This window comes from Glycocaulis sp. (genome assembly GCF_052168375.1).
GTDB lineage: Bacteria > Pseudomonadota > Alphaproteobacteria > Caulobacterales > Maricaulaceae > Glycocaulis.
Genome location: NZ_JBQLZR010000054.1, coordinates 1 through 3,490, shown reverse-complemented (window position 1 = coordinate 3,490; position 3,490 = coordinate 1). Strand labels below are relative to the sequence as shown.

3 protein-coding genes are annotated in these 3,490 nt (G+C 64.8%); 2 read left to right on the top strand and 1 reads right to left on the bottom strand.

All coding sequences use genetic code 11. The annotated features are described in order from the left end of the window. A partial coding sequence (locus ACTS2Z_RS02230) for an alpha/beta fold hydrolase (protein ID WP_442571608.1) occupies nucleotides 1-526 on the top strand: 526 nt, incomplete at its 5' end. 6 nt (nucleotides 527-532) lie between these two features. On the opposite strand, the gene ACTS2Z_RS02225 is transcribed toward ACTS2Z_RS02230, so the two are convergent. After that, on the bottom strand, nucleotides 533-1,609 hold the full coding sequence (locus tag ACTS2Z_RS02225) for an Mrp/NBP35 family ATP-binding protein (protein ID WP_442571607.1): 1,077 nt from the start codon (nucleotides 1,607-1,609) through the stop codon (nucleotides 533-535). A gap of 205 nt (nucleotides 1,610-1,814) precedes the next feature. On the opposite strand from ACTS2Z_RS02225, the gene ACTS2Z_RS02220 reads away from it, so the two are divergent. Next, nucleotides 1,815-3,490, top strand: a 1,676-nt coding sequence (locus ACTS2Z_RS02220; protein ID WP_442571606.1) for a peptidoglycan-binding protein, incomplete at its 3' end; no start/stop codon positions are given.

Here is a 3,490-nt window from a genome sequence, read left to right as displayed (position 1 = left end):
TTGGCTCGGCGGCCTGATCGCCTGGCGCCATGCTGCGGCGAACCCGGACCGCGTCGCGGGCCTGATCCTTGTCAGTCCGGGCGGGTACTCGATCAATAATGTCGGCGATGAACCGGTCGAGGTTCCGATGGCGGTCCAGCTCTATTTGCGCCTCGCGCCGGAAGCCGGCATCCGGCTTGCGACCCAAGCGCTTTACGCCGATCCAGCCCGGCTGTCCGACGACCGCATTGCCGAAATCGGCCAGATGATGCGCCAGCCCGGCATTGGCGATGCACTGGTGGCCCGCCTGACCCAGTTCACCCTGCCTGACCCGGAACCGCTGCTCTCCACCATCGAGGCGCCAACGCTGATCCTGTGGGGTGCTGCCGATACGGTGGTTCCAGCCGAACACGGCAGCCGTTTTGCCAACGCCATGCCGAATGCCCGCCTGATCACGTATGAGAACGCCGGCCACGCGCTCATGGAGGAAATCCCGGACGAGAGCGTCCGTGACGCCCGGACCTTCCTGCAGGACATCGGCTGGTAGTAGCTCCTAGTCTTCGAACACAATTTCTGGCGCCGGGCGGTTCGCCGTCCGGGCCGTTTCCAGCATGGCACTGGCGGCCGACGCGAAGGCACGCGCGAGCGGCCCGTCTTCCTGCGACACCAGCCGTCCTTCGTCGCTTGCGACACGCAAGGCGGGGTGAAGCGGTATCTCGCCCAGGAAGGGAATACCCATCAATTCGGCTTCGGCGCGCGCGCCGCCCCGGCCGAATATCTCGCTTCCCTCACCGCAATGCGGACAGAGGAAGAAGCTCATATTCTCGATCATGCCGAGCACCGGTATTTCGGTTCGCTCAAACAGCGCCATGGCCTTGCGGGCATCATCAAGCGCGACCGTCTGCGGCGTGGAAACGATCACCGCGCCACTGATCGGCACACCTTGCGCAATGGCCAGTTGGGCATCGCCAGTGCCGGGTGGCATGTCGATGACAAGCACATCCAGCGGACCATCGCCGCCATCCCAGTCAACCTCTGTGAGGAACTGGCGTATGGCGCCGGTTACCATGGGGCCGCGCCAGACAACCGGCTCGCGGTCGCCGACAAGAAAGCCTGTCGAGACCAGCTTAACCCCGTGCGCCTGCAACGGCTCGATCCCGCCCTTGGTCTTTCTCAGACCCGGCGCGTTTGTAAGTCCGAACAGGCGCGGCGCGCTAGGCCCGAACACGTCGGCGTCCACCAGCCCGGTACGCAGGCCCATCTCGACACAGGCACCCGCCAGATTGGCAGCTACGGTCGACTTGCCGACCCCGCCCTTGCCGGAACCAACCGCAATGATCAGCGATGCCGGCGCTTTGACCGGCGCAGGCATTTGCGATGCGCGTGCCTTGGCCGGAGAACGGGGCTGCTCAACGATCACACGGACACGTTCCACACCGTCGATCGCGGTCAGTATTGCCTCGATCCGGCTGCGGGTCGCGGCTTCATCCGCCTCGGTACCTGATGCCGCCGGGCGCAGGATGACCGTTGCAACCGCATCGCGGATAACAAGCGAATCCAGCCGCTCTGCCAGTACGGGAATAGCGGTCTCGAGGGCCTGTCTGGCGGTATCTTGAAGACTGTCTGTCATGGCCTGCTCATAGCCCACAAGGCACCGGGCGCGCTACCGGCCAGCGCCGCTGCATTCATGGTTAACAAAATTGGATCGACTGCGAGGGTTTTGCGTTTCCCCTTTCGCACCACCGCACGGAACGATATGGTTAACGAACAGCTAACGCATATCGGTTGAGGGGACTTCCGGTGTGACGTTGGGCAAGAGGGGAGACGGCGCACGCATGAGCAGGGAGGGCGAGTCTCGCTATGACAGGCGGTATGGCGATCCCGTCAGCCCGATCGTCATCCTGTTATCGGTCATCGTCCTTCTCGTTATCATCGTGGCTGTCGGCTACATCATGTGGCCGTGCAGTGACCGTCCCGGCAGCTTCAAGCCCTGCCAGATTGACCGCTTCCTCTTGCGAACCGCCGTAGCTGATGCGTGCCTTCGTGAAAGCCAGCCAAGCTTCGTCGACGCCGCACCGATCCGGATACCCTCGCGCGCGCTTCAGGGCCGGGGCGCAACCTCCTCCTTCTCCTCCCCTGCCTACAGCACGCTGGAGCGCTTGCCGCCGCGCGCCGCCACGGTCGTGAATGGCCGGGCCTTGCGGCGCGGCGAACAGGGCGAGATCAACTGCCCTGCAGTGACCGACGCGCTTCTGTCTGTCGGCGCTGACCGTTTTTCGACGGCTCGCGGCCTTCTCCAGCCTGAAGCAGAGCTCGTGCTCTACCGCCTGCTGGTCGTGGAGCGCCGTCCGATGACGTTGCGCGACACCTATCCTTTCCTGCCCCAGCGTGACGCGGCCACCATCGAACGGATCATCCAGCTGAACACGCTCTACGGATCGGCGCGCGGCGGCACCTACCCGCCCCGTCCTTGGCACGTGCAATGGAATCTGTGCGGCGTGGACGATGATGATCCCAGCCGTCCGCGCGCCGCCGTGTTTGTCGATCCGGACCGCGATTTCTTCGAGTGCATGTCACGCGAGAATGCCGCGCGGCTCTATGCCGAAGGGGCGCGCTACTGGCTGCTTCTGGGCGATGCGGAACTGGCGCGCAGCGACATCCAGTGTGTCTGGGACAGCGAATATGACGGCTTCTGCCCCGGCGGCTATCGCGACGGATATACCTATCTGCGCCATGGCAGCTTCGAGCCTGCGCCCACCGCGCTGGACCTTGCCATGCAGAACTGGCGACGGGCCTCTGACTGGGGCCGCTATTTCGGAGCCCAGGCATCCCTGATGGCGCAGCGCCGCCTGCAGGCCCACACCGTCCAGTGCCAGAGCTCGATCGATGGTTCCAGCCTGCGGCGTATCTCCCGTGTCGGGCCGGACGGTATTGGCGAGGTCATCCGCCTGAACCTGCGCCAGCGCGCCCTCACCTCGCTTGGCTATTATGCCGGCCCGGTGGACGGGTATTACGGCCCGGAGACGCGCGATTCCGTTCGCGGCTTCCAGCGAGAGCTGGGCTTTGACGAAACCGGCGCCCTGACGCCGCGCCAGACCACCCTGCTGATATGCCATGCCGCCCAGACCGCCCGTGAGCCCAGCGTCCAGAACACGCTCGGCATCATGTATGCGACAGGCCTTGGCGTGGAGCAGAACACTGATCTTGCGCTGGAATGGCTGGAGACGGCCGCACGCCGCAATGATGCCGACGCCTATTTCAACCTTTCCATCATCTACGGAACGGGCGCCGTTCTCGGCAGCTATCGCCTGTGCGGCATTGTCGAGAATTTCGAGCGTGCGGAATCCTACCTCGCCGAAGCGGCAAGGCTCGGCCATCCGGTCGCCCGCCGCTGGCGCTCCGCCCGCGAATACAACCGCCTGCCCTCTCCGCGCGCGCGATGGGAAACCATCGCCGAACGCATCCGTGCCGCTGCGCTGGAAGGCGGCGGCTTCTTCTATCTCGAATGGGA

Bases quoted from the DNA above. Each gene is read 5' to 3' on its own strand.
- ACTS2Z_RS02225 (WP_442571607.1), bottom strand. From the start codon at position 1,609: ATGACAGACAGTCTTCAAGATACCGCCAGACAGGCCCTCGAGACCGCT.